We start from the raw sequence: 17887 nt of genomic DNA, 5'->3' as shown, positions 1-17887 counted from the left end.
GGGAGCGTCTCGCAGGGAAATGAATTTATCTTGCCGATTCCTGCATTTTTCTGATCGATCGATTTTCGCCGTGCGCGGGCCTCGCACACACGCTCACTGGCCCGCCGCGCGCATATCCGGTGCCGTCCCGGCAACGACCGGACACGATTGCGGCAATGCCTGTCCGAACAGCACGGCCAGCCCGCAAGCGGACGTGAACATGCCGAGGCCGTCATGCCCGACGCCCGGCACTTCGACGACCTGCTGTGCAAGATCGTCAGGATGCCGCTTCTTCAGGTAATCGAAATACGCCAGCCCGCGCGCGAGCCGGTACGGGCCTTGCGCCATGGCCGCGCACGAGCGGTCGATGACGTGCGTGTACGGGTTCGTGTCGGCCTGGCCGAGCAGGTACACGACATGACGCGCGACATAGCGCGCTTCGAGAGCGTGCACGTCCTGCGACGCGACATAAGGCGGCGCCGCGTTCAGCCCGTATTTCCACTCGGTCGCGCGCGGGCAGGTTCCGCCTGCGATCGCCCGGCCGTCCGGCCGCTCGTCGTCGAAATACAGATAGCTCGACGGGTTCGCGACCACATAGCGCACCGAGATGCCGGCCCGCGCCAGCGCATCGCCTTCGTGCCCGGCCACCGCATAGCGCTGCAGCAACTGCGCGCCGGCGGAATGGCCGATCACGACCACGCTCGACAACGCGGGATACAGGCTGCGGTCGGCGAAATGCGCCAGCAATGCGTCGAGCGCGGTGAACGAACTGATCGGCCCCGGCTGACGAGCCGCGTCGCCGCCCTTCCATCCCTCCTGCGTCCACGCCAGCGTCTGCGCGGGCAACGAAAATGCACGTGTATCGGCTCGCGTCAGAAACTGCGGCGCGACGACCATCGTGCCCTTGCCGACCTCGCCGGCCTTCTCGACGACCTCGCGCCCCGATGCGTAATACGCGTCGGCATTGCGAAGCGTGCCGTGAATCACGACGAAGACGCGTGTGACATCGGGCGCGGCCTGGTCGAGCGGGCGATCGGCGTAGACGGGCAGCACCGCGCTGCCCTGCGGCGTATCGACGGCCACCCGCTGGCCGGCGACGGCCTTGACCGGCGCCTCGAGGCGTGCGCGCTGCGCGGGCGTGGCGGCTTCGGCCGGACGCGCACCGCCCGGCACGCCAAGCACGGCACCGGCTGCCGCGAGCGCAACGGCACATGACAGCGTCCGGGCGGCCGGCAGCGCGCGCGAGAACCGGATACGGGCGAAAGCGATGGAAATGAGTGACATGGCGACGGATCGAGTGGCGGTATGACTTTAACGGCGATGGTCGCAGAATCCGTCGCGCGCTGCCGGACTGTTGCGGGAAGCGGCTCAGTCGCCCGGTGCTTGATTACCCGGCCAACGGCCGAATGGCAATGTTACGCAACAGTGCGCTCTTTCAATAACAAATTCTGCATATTTAAAATAAAAACCAGAATAAATTATTTATCCCATATCGAATTTTAAAAACCCATCACATACAATACAACCGCCGATCCGGATGATTAAGGAAACACTGGATCGGCCCTCCGTTTCAATTATCGATATTGTTTCAACAATAGATAAGGAGAAGCGATCATGGCTCAAGTAACACTATGGGGTAGCGTCCAGAGCAACGGTACGGTTGTCGACGGCTCGGGCGGATTCACCGTGAAACGCGAAAGCACGGGCACGTATCAGCTCTCGTTCAGCACCACCTTCACCAGGACGCCGGCCATTACCGGGTCGCAATGGGGGTATGGCGGCGGGCAAAACACGCTGGACAACGTGATCTTTCCGGCGCTTTCCGGCAGCGGCGCCACGATTCAAACCGGCGACTCAAATGGCAAATACAGCGACCGGAATTTCAACTTTATCGTTATCGGCTCGATCAGCTGATAATCTATCCAATCTGCATTCATGCCAAAAATCGGGATTTCATGAAAATACGATTTCCTGAATTCTGAGTGAAATGCAGCCGCCAGGGGTTCGTCGGCTTGACGAACCCGGGATGCCGGGATGAAGCCCGCGAAATCGCCATTTCGCGGGCACCGATTCCCGGCATCCATCGCCGGACCTGCCGGCCGCCGGCCGGTCGATCGCACCGGCCCGGAAGCAGACCGTCACGATCATCGACATCCCGGCGATCGACAGACCGGCGCCGCGTCAGCCCGATGCGTCGGACGGATCGCGCTGCATCCGTTGCACGATCGCGTCCAGTTCGCCGATATGCGTGGCCACCGCCTGCTTGCCCGCGCGCGACCATCCGTCGAACGACGTCGTCCCGCTCACCGCGCCGACGAACGCCATGCCGGCACGCTCGGCCGCTTGCGCGTCCACCGCGTGGTCGCCCACATAGATCGCCGCACGGGCCGGCACGCCAAGCCGCGCCAACGCCAGCACGAGCCCTTCCGGATCGGGCTTGTGACGCTGCACATCTTCCCCGCCGATCAGCACGTCGACGAGCGGTTGCAATTCGTTCAGCGCAAGGATCGCCTCGATCCGGTAGCGAAACTTCGACGAAACGATCGCGACCGCGAGACCCTGCTCGCGCAGACGCGCGAGCAGTGACGGAACCGCGGGATAGATGCGCGTACCGTGCACCATGATCTCGTCGGCACGCGCCACGAAGTGGCGCGCGAACGCGTCGGCCCGCGCCGGCTCGGTGTCACCCGTCAGCGAGCGGAACATCTCGTGCAGCGGCAGCCCGATCACCGCAGCGATCTGCACCGGCGTCGCGCCGGCGGCATCCAGCTGATGCAATGCGTATTCCGTGCATTCGATGATCGCGGCGGACGAATCCGCCAGCGTCAGATCGAAATCGAAGATGACGGCCCGAACAGACATGAAAGAACTCCGCAAACAGAAATTGGCTCGCGCACGATGCGCGAACCGGCGTGACGTTGCGACGCGCACCCGCGTGTCGGTCGAGCAGCGTTCCTGACCGGACTGCTCGCGATCGGCCGCATCGAACCCGTCGGGGTTGCTCACGTTGGCCGGGAAAAGCGCGCACTTCTATTGGATGCCCGACTCGATGCTCAATACGGTAACTCAATGTCCGCACCTGGCACGCCAAGCATGGACATTCACGCGACGCAACAACAGGAGCGCATTGGCGTTGCGGGCGGGGCAACGCAAGCTGCACGCATTTCCCCGCTGATACGGTGGCCACGGGCCGCCGATCCCGATGAACTGCGAGGCCGGGGCGACGGAGGCTGATCCCCGAGTCTAATCCCGTTGCTGCCGGCGCCATTACGCGGCCCCATCCCTGGCTCCTTTTCGCCGCCCGTTGGCATGCCGATCCGGCAATGCGGCGAGCCCGCGCACCACCGCCGCGCGCTCGGCTCCATCCTCGCTGCGGCCCGTGATCTCGTCCAGCGCCCGGTTGTTGGTGCACGGCCCAAACACACCGATCGCCACCATCACGATCAGCATACTGCCGCCGATCAGCACGAAAACCGCGGACACCCCGGCGCGTTCGAGCAACAGCGCGACGATGAAACTGCTCGCGATGCCCGTCAGGCGGCCGATCGAATGTACGAAGCCGAGCGCGCGCCCGCGGATCTCGGTCGGAAACACTTCCGACTGGTACGCGGTGCCGTTGCTCGCGAGCACCGTATTGGACAGCGTGACGAGCAAGCCGAACGCGATCACGAACGGCGCCTGCGCCGACATCGCGAACGCGGTGCCGAACAGCGCGACGCCGAACGCCGACGCGACGATCAGCCACTTGCGCTCGATCCGGTCGGCCAGCAAGCCGGCGACGAGCGGCGACACCGGATACGCAAACGCGATCACGAACGCATACCAGAGACTCTTCGTGACGGTTGCGCCCTGCGCGGCGAGCAGCGTCGGCAGCCACTGGCTGAAGCCGAAGAAGCCGATGCTCAGGAATGCATTGAACGTGATCAGCATCGCCGTGCGGCCGCGATGCCGCGCGTCCCACATCGACGGCGCGCGCTGCGCAGCCGGGGCAGCTGCGGCCGGCGGCCGGACCGCGGGCAGCGGCCGGCCGGATTCCCGCTCGACCGCCTGCTCGAGCCGCTGCAGCACGGCTTCGGCCTCGGCTTCGCGGCCGGTGCGGGCGAGCCAGCGCGGCGACTCCGGCAACCGAGACTGCAGCCACCAGACGACGACCGCACCGCTACTGCCGAGCAGCACGACCCAGCGCCACCCGGACATCCCGAGCGGATCGCGCGGCACCCATAGCCACGACACCAGCGCGAGCACGGGCATCGCGAGATAGCCGACCGCGAAGCACAGCGCGAACGCGCGGCCGCGCACCGCCTTCGGCACCAGCTCGGTCAGGAACGCGCTGATCGTGATCAGCTCCGCGCCGATGCCGCAGCCCGCGATGAAACGGCACACGAGGATGCCGAGCGCATGCGTCTGCACGCACATCGCAAGGCTCGCAGCCGTGTAGAGCAGCAGCGCGCCGGTGAACAGCGCACGCCGTCCGAAGCGATCCGCGAGGCGCGACACGAACATCTCGCCGACAAACAGCCCGGCGAACGTCGCCGCGCCGAGTGCGCCCTGGTCGGACATGCCGAGCACGCCGTGCGAGCCCGCGTGAAAGATGCCGTCGCGGATCAGCCCCGGCGGCAGGTAGGTCATCTGGAACAGGTCGTAGACCTCGAAAAAGCCGCCAACGCTCAGGAACAGCACGAGCGTCCAGATGCTGGCCGTCGCGGGCAGGCGGTCGATGCGCGCGGCGATCGACGCCGCATGGGAATGGGACATGGCGACTCCTCGGTGATCCGCCCGCGCGGCGTGCGCGAAGCGGCGGACTGGGCGCCGGCGCGGCGTGCGCACGGCGCCGGCGTTCATACGGTGGCGACCGGATTGACCGGCGACCCGACGAGCCCGCGCAGGTGCAGCGGCGGCGCGGTCAGCAGGAAGCGGTTGCGCCGGTGCGCGCTCAACCAGTCGGCAAGCGGCGTCAGGTGCCACAGCTCGCCGAGATGAATGCCAAGCTTGAACAGGCACAGCTCGTGCAGCGGCATCAGCGCGGCGGGCCGCTCGCGCGCCGACGCATGGCGCGGGCGCTCCTCGACCGCGTGGTTGTCGGCCGCGAGCGCGGCGAGCCCCGATGCGTCGATCCATTCGAGCAGGCGCGGATCGTTTCCGTCGAGCACGCAGCACACGTCCGGCGCGCCGGGCTCGCCACGCGCGTCGGCGTCGAGCAGGCGATCGGCGAAGCCCGTATGCACGCACACGATGTCGCCACGCTCGACAACGACGTCATCCGCGCGCAGCACCGCCATCCATTCCGCATAGCCGATCTTGCGCCGCGCGTCGCCGAAGTGGCGGCGCAGGTCGACCAGCACGCCGCGCCCCTGCACGCCGGTTTGCGCCATCACCTCGATGCCGAGCGCACGCGCGCCGCCGCGCGTCGAACCGGCTTCGGGCACGTGGATGTGCTCGTCCATCCGGTAGCCGTTGTAGAACACGCGGGCTCGCTCGCCGTCGCCCGCCGGATCGAACAGCGAGCCGACATGCGACAGCGCATCCCACTGCGTCGAGAACTGCGAGTGCATGCAGAACGAATCGTCGCAAACCACATCGGTTGCGTTGGCAACCTGTTCGTCCGCCCGATAGCCGAAGTACGGCTTGTCGCCGAGCAACGCCGGCATGATCGCCGGCGGCCGGCGCCGCGCGTTCAGCCCGCCGCCGCGCGGCACGTCGAGCGGCAGGCTGAGCGAAAACACACGGCCTTCGCGCACCTCGGCGACGCCGCGCAGCACCGCGTCGGCAGTCAGCCAGTTCAAGCGCCCTTTCTGATCGTCCGGGCCGAAATCCCCCCAGTTCGAGCCGGGCGGCCGATGGGTCCAGCGTGGCTTCATGGTGTCTCCTCCATGCAATGTCCAGGGTGCGGCGGCCGGCGCGCGGGACCGTCCTTCGCGGCCGCGTCGCGCCCGAGGTTTCTCGCCTAGCGCGTGCGGATCACGCCCAGCCCGGCGAGCCGCTCGTACTCGTGTTCGCCGAGCAGCGGCATCAGGATCTCGCGATTGTTCTCGCCGAGCGCGGGCGCCGGCCGGCGAAACGTGCCGGGCGTGGCGGACAGGCGCGGCGTGATGTTGTGCATCGGCAGGCTGCCGACGTCGTCGTCCGGCAGCTCGACGAGCGCTTCGCGCTCAATCACGTAGTGATCCTGAACGATTTGTGCGATATCGTGGATCGGCCCGGCCGTCACGCCCGCTTGCTCGAAGAACGCGAGATTGGCGTCGAGATCGCGCGCGGCGATGAATTCGCCGACGATCGCATCGAGCGCCTCCGCGTGCTGCACGCGCTGCACGTTGGTCGCGTAGCGCGGATCGTCGATCAGGTCCGCGCGGCCGATCGCGCGGAACAGCCGCTCGGCCATCGCCTGCGTCGAGCTCGACAGGCACAGCCACTTGCCGTCGCGGGTGCGGTACGCGTTGCGCGGCGCGGTATTCGACGAGCGGCTGCCGGTGCGCGCCTTGATCTCGCCCGACATGACGTAGTTCGCGGCGGCCGGCCCGAGGATCGACAGCAGCGGCTCGAACAGCGACACGTCGATCACCTGCCCCGCCGCGCCGTGCGCATCGCGCGCATGCAGCGCGACCAGCACGGCGATCGCCCCGGACAGCCCGGCCGTCATGTCGCCGAGGAACATCGGCGGCAGCACCGGCTCACGATCGGCGAAGCCGTTGATCGCCGCGAACCCCGCGTACCCTTCCGCGAGCGTGCCGAAGCCAGGCTTGTGGCGGTACGGCCCGGTCTGCCCCCAGCCCGAGATCCGCGCGATCACCAGCCCGGGACGAATCGCGAGCAGGTCGTCCGGGCCGAGCCCCATCTTCTCGGCGACGCCGGGCTTGAAGCTCTCGACGAACACGTCCGCGTCGCGCACCAGCCGGCGGACGATGTCGATCCCCTCCGGCGCGCGCAGGTCGACGCATACGCTGCGCTTGTTGCGCCCGTACACCTTCCAGTTCGTGCTGATCCCGCCCGCGCCGACCGCGCGCAGCGTATCGCCGCGCTCGCTCTCGACCTTCACGACGTCCGCGCCGAAATCGGCGAGCTGCACGCTCAGCATGTTGCCCGCCATCAGGCGCGACAGGTCGACGACGCGCACGCACGCGAGCGGCCCCTGCGCGCCGGCGTCGAACGGTTTCGGATGGATCGGGCCGGTGGACGCGCGACGGCGCGCGCCGGCCGCGTGAGCGGCCTGCGGATCGGGAACGAACATGCTTGTCTCCTGGTTGGTGTGTGTCGTTCGACGTGGAATGCGGGCAAGGCCGCGCGCTCAGCCGCGCACGGCGTTACTCGAGCAGCTCGCCGAGCTGGTCGGCCGCCCGGAATGCCCCGCCCGCGGCGGGCAGATCGCCGCCCAGCGCATGCGTCAGCTCGGCGGCGGCCGCCTGCACGTACGGCAGGTAGTCGGCCTGCACCTTCTTGTTGAAGCGATAGCGCGGCACGCCGAGCGAAATCGCGCCGCTCAGCACGCGGCCGACGCCGAACGCCGGGCACGCGATCGCCGCGCTTTCCGGGTCGCGCTCGGCAATCGACACCGCGTAGCCCTGCTCGGCCGTCTTCTCGTAGTCGCCGCCGCGCGTGCCGCTGAATGCAAGCAGCACGCGCCCGGCCGCACCGACGTCGAGCGGGAAGCGGTCGCCCTCGCGCAGATGCGTCCGCACCGAGCGCTGGGCCTGGATGCGGAACAGGCACACGCGCTGGTCGCCTTCGCGCACGTAAAACGCGGCCGTCTCGCCGGTTGCCACCGACAGCTTCGACAGGATCGGCATCACGTACGCCCGCAGCTGGAACGACTCGCGATACATCATCCCGAGCTGGAACACGGCGGGCCCCAGCACGTAGCGCCCGTCCGGCAGGCGCTTGATGAAGCGGAACTGCTCGAGCGATTCGAACATCCGCAACAGCGTGCTCATGTTGAGCCCCGTCTCCTCGCTGACCTGCGCAAGCATCAGCCCGCCGGGTGCATTGCCGAACGCCAGCAGCGCGGTCAGCGCGCGGTTGACCGCGGCCACGCCGCCCTCGGCCGGATTGTTTGTCTCCACCTTGCTCATGTCCACCTCGTGCGATGCCGGGCATACGTGCCGCGTGGCGGCGGCCGGCACCCGAAAAATGAAAGTCACTTTCATTATACGCACATCCTCGATGACATCAACATGAATCCGTGCAGCTTCGCGCGCTCATCGTCGCGCAATCCCCTTTGAAACTAGGCGTTAACGATAATCTTGACGAATGGGGTCATCCATCACAAAAATGAAAGTGACTTTCATTTTTAGAGAGAACTGATGAATTCGCCATCCCAGCCCGTCTGGCGCTCGCTGCTTTACGTCCCCGCCCACGTCCCCCGTTTCGTCGCATCGGCCGCCGCGAGCGACGCCGATGCGCTGATCCTCGACCTCGAGGACAGCGTCCCGCCCGCGTGCAAGGAGGCTGCCCGCGACGGGCTGGCCGACGCCGTGCCGGCATTGCGCGCGCCCGGCCGCAACGTGCTGGTGCGCGCCAACGGCCCGCTCGACCTGCTGGTGCCCGACCTGCGTGCGGCCGTCCGGGCCGGCGTGGACGGCGTCGTGCTGCCGAAGGTGCGCGGCGGCTCGCACGTCGAGGCGATCGACGAACTGCTGGCTACGCTCGAGGAGGAAGCCGGCGCGCCGCCCGGCGGCACGCGGATCGTCGCGATCGTCGAAACGCCGCGCGCATTCCAGGCAATGGACCGGATCGCGCGTGCGTCGCCTCGCGTCGTCGCGATGATGCTGGGTGGCGGCGATTTCGCGCTGAACTGCGAAAGCGGCGCGGGCGCCGACGTGCTGCGCGTGCCGAAGCAGTTGCTGATCATCGCCGCGCGCGCCGCCGGCATCCTGCCGCTCGGCCTGATCGGCGGCCTCGACGAGCTGCGCGATCTCGACGCATTCGAACGCACCGCGCGCGCGTCCGCGGAGCTGGGCTATGCAGGCGCAACGTGCATCCATCCGCTGCAGGTCGGCGCGCTGAACCGCGCGTTCCGGCCCGACGATGACGCGGTGCGCGACGCGAACGCGCTGCTGGCCGCCTACGACGACGCCCGCGCGAACGGACGCGGCGCGCTGCGCGTCGACGGCCGGATGATCGACGCACCCGGCGTCGCCCGTGCGAAGCGTGTGCTCGCGCGTCACGCGGCCGTGCAGGCGCGTGCCGACGGCACGTCCCGGTGATGCGAGCGCAGGCCCTCATCGCTGCGTTTCGTAGCTGCGTGACCTGCGCATGCGCAGGTCGCGTGCCGCACACGCCCGTTCCGCCACGACGCGGCCCGTTCGCCGCCCGGCCCGGATAGCGTCGCCCCGCAGCACCGCCGCGCTGCTCGACCGGCGCAGCGCGGCAATCAAATAAATAACAAACCCACGAAGGAGACAAGCCATGGGCAAGCGAGTGTCCGCACTGTGCGGACTGGGCCTCGTTTCGGCCAGCGCCTGCGCGCAAAGCACGATCACGCTGTATGGCGTGGCCGACATCTATACGGAATTCCTCACCCACCAGGCCGCGCCCGGCGACAAGTCGTCGGCATCGCTCGTGCGAATGGCGTCGGGCGGCAAGAGCGGCTCGCGCTGGGGCCTGAAGGGCGTCGAGGATCTCGGTGGCGGCTGGCAGGCCGCGTTCCGGCTCGAAAGCGGGATCAACCTGAACAACGGCACCGGCACCGGTGCGGGCGGCTTCGACCGCTCTGCGTGGGTCGGGCTGCAGCACGAGCACTGGGGCGCGTTGCGGCTCGGCCACCAGTACTCGACGCTGTTCGACGTCATGGAGCCCTATTCGCCGACGGGTGCGTACTCGACGCTGTACGAGCCGGCCGGCGCGATCGTCGGCGTCAATTTCCGCGAGAACAACGTCGCCAAGTACCTGGCGAAGATCGGCTCGCTGACGCTCGAAACGCACTATTCGTTCGGCGGCACGCCCGGCGCATTCCAGTCGAACGCCGCGTACGGCGCCGGCTTCGACTATGCCGGCGGCACCTTCTCGTTCGCCGCCGCATTCGACAACGTCAACACGCCGCAGCCGGGCGGCTTCGCGCATTTCCGCCGCTACGCCGCCGCCGCGATCGTGTCCGTCGACCGCGCACAACTGCTGGCCGGCGTCACGCACGGCCAAAGCGGCGTCGCAACGCCATCGGTCGTGACGCGCTACACGTTCTGGTGGGCCGGCGTGCGCTACGCGATCACCCCGTTCCTGCAAGCGGTCGGCGCGTTCTATTACGAGGACATCCGCACGCAGAACCCGCCGAGCGCGCACGCAAGCGCACCGCACCCCGCCAACCCGCAGCAGGTCACGCTGCAGCTGAACTACTTCCTGTCGAAAGCCGTCACGCTTTACCTGGCGAGCGGCTACGCGCGCCGCGCCGCGCTCGATTTCGACAACTACAACTACAGCTTCCTCCACTACACGCTGGCCGCCGACCGCGCCAGCAGCGCAGGCGCAGCACTTGGCCTGCGCAAGCTGTTCTGAGCTCGCTTCCCCCCCCGTTTCAGGAACCTCCGGAGTCATCGCACCATGAACCGCCGCTACTTCCTTGCCACCCTGACCGGCGCGGCGCTCGCGCTGCCGCTCGCCCGGGCCCGCGCCGGCACGCTGCTCGCCGCCGACCGCCCGGATCTCGCGCAACAGCTCGCCGACTACGCGGCCGGGCTGCAGTATCGTGACCTCGACGCCGCGACGATCGAGACGATTAAGGCCCACCTGATCGATGCGCTCGGCTGCGCGATCGCCGCGCACGACGAACGCCCGGTGCGAATCGCGCGCGACGCAGCGCTCGCGTCGCCGGGCGGCGTGTCGACGATCGTCGGCACGAACCAGCGCACGAGCCCCGATCTCGCCGCGTTCGCGACCGGCACCGCGCTGCGCTACTACGATTTCAACGACGCGTACGCCGGCAAGGAGACCGGCCATCCGAGCGACAACATGTCCGCGTGCCTCGCCGTCGCCGAAGCGCAGCACGCGAACGGCCGCGACCTGATCCTGTCGATCGCGATCGCGTACGAGATCGCATGCCGGCTGATGGACGCCGCCGCGATCAGCCCGCGCGGCTGGGACCACACGTGCTACAGCCTGCCCGCCGTCGCGCTTGCCGCCGGCAAGCTGATGCGCATGCCCGCGCCGCAACTGGTGCAGGCAGTGAACCTGTCGATCAACAGCCATCTCGCGCTGAACCAGACGCGCGTCCAGCAGTTGTCGAACTGGAAGGCGCTCGCCGATGCGGACGCGGCGCGCAACGCAGTGTTCTCGACGCAGCTCGCGCGCGCCGGGCTGACCGGCCCCGCACCGATCTTCGAAGGCATGGCGGGGTTCTTTCCGCAGGTGTCCGGGCCGTTCGCCATCGACACGCGCGAATTCGGCGGGCGCGGCGGCGCATTCCGGATCGGCAAGTGCTTCGTGAAGTTCTATCCCGCGCAAGGGCTCACGCAAACCGCGATTCCGGCCGCGATCGACGTCGCCGCGCAGGTTGGCGACCTGCGCCGCATCCGGCGCATCGAGATCCACACGACCGGGGTCGGCTACGTGACGGCCGGCCGCGACCGCGAAAAATGGGCACCGTCGACCCACGAGACGGCCGATCACAGCCTGCCGTACATCGTTGCGCGTGCGATGCTCGACGGCGACATCACGACCGAAAGCTACCGGCACGACGCGCTGCACGATCCGGCGCTGCTCGCGCTGATCGAGCGGATCACGGTGCGCGAGGACCCGGCGCTGACCGCGCGCTATCCGGCGCAGGCGCCGAACCGGGTGATGGCCGTGTGCGAAGACGGCACGATCTGCGCGAAGCAGGTGGACGAGTTGCCCGGCTCGCCGACGCGGCCAATGCGGCGCGACGACTACGACGCGAAGTTCACGAAGAACTGCCGGCGGCACTGGAAACCGGCGCAGATCCGCGCGGCGCTCGATTACCTGTGGCGGCTCGACGAACAGCCCGACGTCGCGACACTGCCCCCGCTGCTCGTCGTCGGCTGACCCGGGGGCTAAGCCTCCGCCGCGACGCCGTGCCGCTCGAGCGCTTCCGCGACCTCGACGATGCGGCCGCGCAGCCACGCGTGCGCGTTGCTGCCGTCGTAGCGGCGGTGCCAGTACAGCGACCACGCGACGGGCTCCATCGCGAGCGGCAGTTCGCGGATCACGAGCCGCGCATCGTCGAGACTCACCGCATGCCGCTCGGACATGATCACCGCGTACGGCAACGCATCGAGCATGTTCGGCACGACGAGCCAGTGCGGCACGTTGAGCGCGATGCGCCGCGTGCAGTTCATGTTCGCGAGCAGGTTGTCGATCAGGCTGTGATCGACCGGGTTGATCGTCACGTTGAGGAAATCGAGCGCGAGGAACCGGTCGATCGTCAGCGGCTTGCCCGCGTCCGGATGACTGCGGCTCATCACGCAGACCATCCGGTCATGAAACACGATTTGCGACGACAGCGTGCCCGAATGTTCGAGACCCGCGCTGATCGCCAGGTCGAGCAGCCCCGATTCGAGCGCGTCGGCAGTCTTGGCGGCGCTCATGTGCACGACGTCCATGCCGATATTCGGGCTGGTCAATCGCATGCAGCGCAGCAGGGCCGGCAGTAAAAGCAGCTCGGTGAGATCCGACATGCGCACCGTAAAATGGCGCTCGGACGTAAATGCATTGAATTGATAATCCGATTCAAATAATTCCTCGATTTGTTGCATGATCTGTCGAATCGGCATGGCCAGCGCCTGCGCGCGCGGCGTCAATTCCATGCCGACGGCAGTGCGCGCCAGGATCTCGTCCTTGAACACAAACCGCAGCCGCGCCAGCGCATTGCTGACGGCCGGCTGCGTGAGCCCGACCTTCAGGCCTGCCCGTGTGACCTGTTTCTCCGTCAACAGCGCATCGAGTATGACCAGCAGGTTCAGATCGATCGAACGTAGATTCATGTTTGCGACCATCCACTAAACAGGTTAATCACCGCCTCCGATTACCATTGCGATATTCCGCAAGCGGAGCAATCCCCTGATATTTAGTGCAATGCACAAGAATAGTCCAATCTTGACGCGTCGATATTTTTTAGATAGTGAGCGATATTTTTAAGTTAAATCAGCCGTTTTGCATCGATTCTTCCGATTATCTTGCCAATCGGCAATTGAGTTTGCGCTTTGTGCATGCCGATCGCATTGCAAAAAAAATGCGGGCGGCCGCCGCAGCAGCCGCCCGCAGGCTCAAACGGTTGCGACAGGATTCGCCGGCGCGCCGACCAGGCCGCGGATATGCAATGGCGGCGCGGTCAGCAGAAACCGGTTCCTGCGGTGCGCATGCAGCCAGTTCGCGAGCGGCGTCAGATGCCACAGCTCGCCGAGGTGAATGCCGAGCTTGAACAGGCAAAGTTCGTGCAGCGGCATCAATGCGCCCGGTTGCGCGAGCGGCTGCGCATGCTGCGGCCGTTCCTCGATCGCATGGTTGTCGGCCACGAGCGCGGCCAGCCCCGATTCGTCGATCCATTGCAGCAGCCGCGCATCGCTGCTGTCCAGCACGCACGCGCTCGCGACCGTCGCCGGCGATCCGCCGCCGTCGTTCAGCAGCAGATCCGCGAAGCCGGTGTGAATGCAGACGATATCGCCGTGCTCGACCTGCACGCCGTCCGCCTCCATCACCTGCAGCAGTTGCGCGAAGCCGACCTTCGTGCGCGCGTCGCCGAAATGACGCCGCAGGTCGATCAGCACACCGCGCCCCTGCACGCCCGTCTGCGCCATCACCTCGATGCCGAGCGCGCGCGCGCCGCCCGCCGCGTCGCCTTCCTGCGGCACCCGCAGATGCTCGCCCATCCGGAAACCGTTGTAGAACACGATTTCAGGTACGCCGTCGTCGTCGGCGTCGAACAGGCCGCCCACGTGCGACAAGCCGTCCCATTGCGTCGAGAACTGCGAGTGCATGCAGAACGCATCGTCGCAGACCACATCGGTTGCATTCGCAACCTGTTCGTCGGCGCGATAGCCGAAGTACGGCTTGCCGCCCAAGAGCGCCGGCATCACGGCCGGCGGCCGGCGCCGCGCGTTCAGCCCGCCGCCGCGCGGCACGTCGAGCGGCAGGCTCAGCGAAAACGACAGCCCTTCCCGGACCTCGGCGACGCCCTGCAGTACCTTGTCCGGCGTCAGCCAGTTCAGTCGCCCCTTCTGATCGTCGGGGCCGAAATCGCCCCAGTTCGAGCCGGGCGGCCGCTTTTTCCAGCGGGGTGCATTCAAGATCCGGGGCCTCCTTCAGTGCCTGACGTCAGCGCCGCGAGCGCGTCGAGCGGCGCGCCGTCGGCCAGTGCCTGCACCGCGTCGCGCAGCGCGAGCGCACGCGTCATGCCGAGCGCCGAACTCGCCGCCAGCACGAATTTCGCAGTGAGCTCCTGTTCGGTCAGCGGCCGCGAATGGGTGCCCTTGCTCGACTCGATCCGTGCCTCGCGCACCTGCCCGTCGCGCAGCTCGACGCGCAGCACGGCCGGCAGGAAATTCGGGAAGCGCGCGTCGCACCACGGATCGGCCACGCAGCGCACCTTCGCGGCCAGTGCGCGCCGTGCGGGGTCCTGCGCAAGCGCATCGCCGAAATCGTCGAACCAGACGCCGAGCCCGCCGCCGCCGAGCAGCGCCGCCGCGACCGTGTACGGCCCCGAGAATGCCGCCGCATAGCCGTTCGGCGGATTCGCCTTCAGCTCCGCCGGCTCGCCGATCGTGCGCAGCGTCGACGTCGCGACCCGCAGCTCGGCCGATACCACATCGTCCGCCGTCACGCCTTGTGCCTTCAGTTGCAGCGCCGCGTCGATGCCCGGATGCGTGAAATGGTTGCACGGATACGGCTTGAAGATGATCCGGCTCGTCTCCCATGCGTCGCCCAGGCCGCGCAGCACCACGTCGACGTCGGCGAGGTCGCCGCACCACGCGTGGAAGAAGCCGAAGCGGCCTTCGAGCGCGGTCGGCGGCGCGGTCACGCCCGCGCCCGCCAGTTCCGCCGCGCTCACGCCGGCGTGCGCCGCCCAGCCGCAGTGGATCCGCTTCACCGAGCCGCCGGTGCGGTTTGCTTCGAGCAGGCCCGCGCCCATGCTTGCGGCAATGCCGAGCGCCGCCGCGATCTGCGCGGCATCGAGCCCGAATAGCATCGCCGCGGCCGCCGCCGCGCCGACCGTGCCGCAGATCGACGTCGCGTGCTGGCCGCGTTCGAAGAACACCGAATTGCCGAGCTGCTCGTTGTAAGCGGCAACGCCGAGCCGGATGCACACCTCGGTGCCGACCGTGATCGCATCGAGCAGCGCCGCGCCCGACGCGCCGCTCGCCTGCGCGGCGGCGAGCGCGGCCGGGATCACGGACGCGCTCGGGTGCAGCACCGACAGCATGTGCGAATCGTCGAAATCCATCGCATGCGCGAGCGTGCCGTTGACGAGCGCGGCGCTCGCGGCCGGCAGCCGGTCGGGCGCGCCGAGCACGCTCGCCGGGCCGGTGCCGGCCCAGCGCCGCACGACCTGCAGCACCGACTGTGCGACCGGTTCGTCGTGCGCAATCAGGCTGTTGCCGACCAGGTCGAGCACGCGCGCGGCGGCCTCGACACGCAGCCTGCGATCCAGCCCTTCTGCGCGCACCGCCGCCGCGAAGCGGCCGAGCGCACCGATGATGCCGTCGGGTGGCGCAGGCCGGCTTGTCGCGGCCGTCGCCGGAGCGGTAAGCGTCTCGGGTGTGCTCATGCCAGTGCTCCACTGAGTCGAAGCGTGTTCGCGAGTGCGAGTGTCACGCGCGCGTTGGCGATCAGCGGCGGCGCGACCACACGGCCGTCCGGCAGCACGAACACCGACGACGCCGAGGCCTTGCCCGCCGCCGCATCGACCGCCTCGAGCACGCGCTCGGCCGCGCGGATCTCGTCGTCCGACGGCGTGAACACCTCGTTGATCACCGGGAGCTGCGACGGATGGATCGCGAAGCGGCCGAGGAACCCCATCGATTTCGCGCGCAGCGTCGATTCCTTCAGCCCGTCGAGATCGGGCAGCGTGTGATAGACGGTCTGGATCGGCCCGTTCAGCCCCGCCGCGCGCGACGCGACGACGCAGCGCGCGCGGCACACCTCGAGCGTGAAGTTGTCGACGCCGATTTGCAGGTCCGCGCGCAGGTCGCTCTCGCCGAGCCCGATCCGTTCGAGCCGCGGGGACGCGGTCGCGAGCTGGTAAGCCGTCTCGACGCCGTACGCCGACTCGATCAGGATCTGGATGCCCGCATCGCAGCCGAGCGCGTCGAGCCAGCCCGCGACCTCCTGGACCTGCTGCGGCAGGTCGCATTTGGGCAGGCGCAGCGCCAGCAGCGCCGGCTGAGCGATCGCGTCGACGTCGTCGCGGCACCACGGGCTGCCGATCGGGTTGATCCGCACGTACGTCGGCTTCGGCGGACCTTCCGCGAGAATCGCGGCGGCTGCCTGGCGCGCCTCGGCCTTGTGGCTGGCCGGCACGGCATCCTCGAGGTCGAGCACAATGGCATCGGCTTCGCTTGCGTACGCCTTCTCCACCACCTGGGCCTTGTGCGCGGGCACGTAGAGGTAACTGCGGTAAGTTGCACTGGTTTTCATAACACGCCTCGTTCGGTCAAATCGGCGATCTCGCGCCGCTCCAGCCCCAATGCGCCGAATACTTCGTCGTTGTGCGTGCCGCGCGCAGGTCCCCCCCAGCGGATCGCGCCAGGCGTGTCGGACAGCCTGAACGGCACGTTGTGCGTGCGGAACGCGCCGAGCTCCGCGTCGGGCACCGACACGACCGAGCCGAGCGCCGCGTACTGCGGATCGCGCAGCACGTCGGCGACGTCGTAGATCGGCGCGACCGCCGCCTGCGCGCGCTCGAATTCGGCAATCACCTCATCGCGTGTGCGCTGCCCGATCCAGCCGCCGACCGCCGCATCCAGTTCGTCAGCATGCTTCGCGCGCTCGGCGCCGTTCGCGAACCATGGTTCGTCGATCAGGTCCGCGCGGCCGACGAGGCGCATCACGCGCTCGGCGATGCTGTGCGCCGACGTCGACAGCGCGACCCACTTGCCGTCCGACGTGCGGTAAACGCCGCGCGGCGAATTGTTCGGCGAACGATTGCCGGTGCGCTCGGGCACCCGGCCCGTCTGGTCGTAGCTCGCGACTTGCGCGCCCATCGCGGCGAGCATCGTCTCGATGATCGCGAGATCGACGACCTGGCCGCGCCCGGTGTGCTCGCGCGCCTTCAGCGCGGTCATGATCGCGAACGCGGCGGTCAGCCCCGCGACCGTGTCGGCGAGCGGAAACGACGGCAGGAGCGGCGGCCCGTCCGCCTCGCCGGTGATCGATGCGAGCCCGCTCATCGCCTCGGCCAGCGTACCGAAGCCCGGGCGACTCGCATACGGGCCGAACTGGCCGAAGCCCGTCACCCGCACCAGCACGAGCCGCGGGTTGATCGCGGACAGCACGTCGTAGCCGAGGCCCCAGCGTTCGAGCGTGCCGGGCCGGAAATTCTCGACGACCACGTCCGCCTGCGCCGCCAGTTCGCGGAAGATCCGCTGGCCATCGGCCGTGCCGAGATTCAGCGTGACCGCCCGCTTGTTGCGCGCGAGCACCTTCCACCACAAAGGCACGTCGTCGCGACGCGCGCCGTACTTGCGTGCCGGATCGCCGTCCGGATGCTCGACCTTGATCACGTCGGCGCCGTAGTCCGCGAGCATCGTCGCCGCAAGCGGGCCCGCGAACAACGTCGCGGCGTCGATCACGCGAACGCCGTCGAGCGGCGCCGGTTTGGAGGCGCCCGACGCCGCGCCGGCGTCGACGCCCCCGATTTCCACAGTGGCCATGCCGTTCTCCCATCAGATGGATTGCACGACGCGCCGCGCACCGACATCATCTGCATGCCTAACCATCATGCAGCGATGCGGGCGCGGCGCGCGACTTGCCG

Annotated in this window: 15 protein-coding genes; 4 read left to right on the top strand and 11 right to left on the bottom strand. The window is 68.2% G+C overall.

Translation table 11 applies throughout. The features are described from left to right. Window positions 1-93 precede the first annotated feature (93 nt). Window positions 94-1263 carry a hypothetical protein gene (locus B7G54_RS00130; RefSeq protein ID WP_085037200.1) on the bottom strand — a complete coding sequence of 390 codons (1170 nt, stop codon included), beginning with the start codon at window positions 1261-1263 and terminating at the stop codon, window positions 94-96. A gap of 330 nt (window positions 1264-1593) precedes the next feature. Between B7G54_RS00130 and B7G54_RS00125 the strand changes: the two genes are divergently transcribed. Continuing rightward, window positions 1594-1893, top strand: coding sequence for a hypothetical protein (locus tag B7G54_RS00125; RefSeq protein WP_244289226.1), 300 nt, complete (start codon window positions 1594-1596; stop codon window positions 1891-1893). Window positions 1894-2160: 267 nt separating this feature from the next. Here B7G54_RS00125 and B7G54_RS00120 read toward each other — a convergent pair whose 3' ends face one another. The 5 genes from B7G54_RS00120 to B7G54_RS00100 all read right to left on the bottom strand — a co-directional run bounded on the left by B7G54_RS00120 (window position 2161) and on the right by B7G54_RS00100 (window position 8042). After that, window positions 2161-2841 (bottom strand): HAD family hydrolase, encoded by a 681-nt coding sequence (locus tag B7G54_RS00120; RefSeq protein ID WP_085037910.1) that lies wholly within the window; start codon window positions 2839-2841, stop codon window positions 2161-2163. Between the two features lie 405 nt (window positions 2842-3246). Continuing rightward, entirely contained in the window at window positions 3247-4734 is a 1488-nt protein-coding gene (locus B7G54_RS00115; RefSeq protein WP_085037199.1) for an MFS transporter, read from the bottom strand. 83 nt (window positions 4735-4817) lie between these two features. Then, window positions 4818-5837 carry a cyclase family protein gene (locus tag B7G54_RS00110; protein ID WP_085037198.1) on the bottom strand — a complete coding sequence of 340 codons (1020 nt, stop codon included), beginning with the start codon at window positions 5835-5837 and terminating at the stop codon, window positions 4818-4820. Between the two features lie 86 nt (window positions 5838-5923). Beyond that, window positions 5924-7204, bottom strand: a complete 1281-nt coding sequence (locus B7G54_RS00105) for a CaiB/BaiF CoA transferase family protein (RefSeq protein WP_085037197.1) — start codon at window positions 7202-7204, stop codon at window positions 5924-5926. A gap of 73 nt (window positions 7205-7277) precedes the next feature. After that, window positions 7278-8042: an IclR family transcriptional regulator gene (locus B7G54_RS00100; RefSeq protein WP_085037909.1), complete on the bottom strand. Its 765-nt coding sequence runs from the start codon at window positions 8040-8042 to the stop codon at window positions 7278-7280. Between the two features lie 231 nt (window positions 8043-8273). Here B7G54_RS00100 and B7G54_RS00095 point away from each other — a divergent pair, with 231 nt between their 5' ends. The 3 genes from B7G54_RS00095 (at window position 8274) to B7G54_RS00085 (ending at window position 11964) form a co-directional block, all read left to right on the top strand. After that, window positions 8274-9176, top strand: a complete 903-nt coding sequence (locus B7G54_RS00095) for an HpcH/HpaI aldolase/citrate lyase family protein (RefSeq protein WP_085037196.1) — start codon at window positions 8274-8276, stop codon at window positions 9174-9176. 202 nt (window positions 9177-9378) lie between these two features. Beyond that, entirely contained in the window at window positions 9379-10461 is a 1083-nt protein-coding gene (locus tag B7G54_RS00090; protein ID WP_085037195.1) for a porin, read from the top strand. Window positions 10462-10506: 45 nt separating this feature from the next. After that, window positions 10507-11964, top strand: coding sequence for an MmgE/PrpD family protein (locus B7G54_RS00085; RefSeq protein WP_085037194.1), 1458 nt, complete (start codon window positions 10507-10509; stop codon window positions 11962-11964). 8 nt (window positions 11965-11972) lie between these two features. Here the strand turns inward: B7G54_RS00085 and B7G54_RS00080 are convergent, their stop codons facing one another. The 5 genes from B7G54_RS00080 to B7G54_RS00060 all read right to left on the bottom strand — a co-directional run bounded on the left by B7G54_RS00080 (window position 11973) and on the right by B7G54_RS00060 (window position 17786). Continuing rightward, window positions 11973-12902 (bottom strand): LysR family transcriptional regulator, encoded by a 930-nt coding sequence (locus B7G54_RS00080; protein WP_085037908.1) that lies wholly within the window; start codon window positions 12900-12902, stop codon window positions 11973-11975. Between the two features lie 282 nt (window positions 12903-13184). Next, a complete protein-coding gene (locus B7G54_RS00075) occupies window positions 13185-14204 on the bottom strand; it encodes a cyclase family protein (protein WP_085037193.1) in 1020 nt (339 codons plus the stop codon). After that, the gene (locus B7G54_RS00070) at window positions 14201-15682 is read right to left on the bottom strand and encodes an MmgE/PrpD family protein (RefSeq protein ID WP_085037192.1); all 1482 of its coding nucleotides are present in this window, start codon (window positions 15680-15682) and stop codon (window positions 14201-14203) included. Before B7G54_RS00070 ends, B7G54_RS00075 begins: the two co-directional genes overlap by 4 nt. Beyond that, window positions 15679-16551 carry an HpcH/HpaI aldolase/citrate lyase family protein gene (locus B7G54_RS00065; protein ID WP_085037191.1) on the bottom strand — a complete coding sequence of 291 codons (873 nt, stop codon included), beginning with the start codon at window positions 16549-16551 and terminating at the stop codon, window positions 15679-15681. The genes B7G54_RS00070 and B7G54_RS00065 overlap by 4 nt, the downstream gene beginning before the upstream one ends. Next, window positions 16548-17786 (bottom strand): CaiB/BaiF CoA transferase family protein, encoded by a 1239-nt coding sequence (locus B7G54_RS00060; RefSeq protein WP_085037190.1) that lies wholly within the window; start codon window positions 17784-17786, stop codon window positions 16548-16550. The genes B7G54_RS00065 and B7G54_RS00060 overlap by 4 nt, the downstream gene beginning before the upstream one ends. Between the last annotated feature and the right edge of the window lie 101 nt (window positions 17787-17887).

This window comes from Burkholderia puraquae, from assembly GCF_002099195.1.
Taxonomy (GTDB): domain Bacteria; phylum Pseudomonadota; class Gammaproteobacteria; order Burkholderiales; family Burkholderiaceae; genus Burkholderia; species Burkholderia puraquae.
Note: the sequence above shows the minus strand (reverse complement) of the source record. Positions and strands in the feature narration are given on the sequence as shown.